The sequence below is a fragment of the Lysinibacillus sp. GbtcB16 genome (assembly GCF_019091145.1).
Taxonomy (GTDB): Bacteria; Bacillota; Bacilli; order Bacillales_A; family Planococcaceae; genus Lysinibacillus; species Lysinibacillus fusiformis.
Genome location: NZ_JAGXJV010000155.1, coordinates 1 through 406 on the forward strand (window position 1 = coordinate 1; position 406 = coordinate 406).

The 406-nt window shown below is 39.7% G+C and carries 1 protein-coding gene; it reads left to right on the forward strand.

Going from position 1 to position 406, the window contains the following annotated elements:
* The coding region (locus KVT27_RS23805) for a phage tail tube protein (RefSeq protein WP_217582090.1) at positions 1 to 370 on the forward strand (370 nt) is incomplete at its 5' end.
* Positions 371 to 406 lie beyond the last annotated feature (36 nt).

Genomic DNA, 406 nt, shown 5'->3' on the forward strand with positions numbered 1-406 from the left:
TGCAGTAGGGATTACTTCAGTTGATCCAGATAACAATGAAGAGAGTGACGAAAACTACTACTATAATGGTGGTGGAGCAGCAGAACGTGATATTACAGGATTTATGATGTCATATGGATTCGAGGGACATCGTTATTATGGTGATGAAGCTCAAGATTATATCTTAAGCAAAATAAACAAAGTAGGGCCAGAACGTAAAACGGATTTCCGTGTGACAGAACCTAACGGGGATAAATGGGAAGGTAGAGCGACTATGAGTGAAATAAAATCACCTGGTGGCGATGCTAACTCTAAAGGGGAAATCGAATTTACAATTAGTTATGATGGGGTTCCAACATTTACAAAAGCACCCAGTACACCCTCAGTCTAACGAAGAACAAAGAGCCGTTAATTCGGCTTTTTTTAA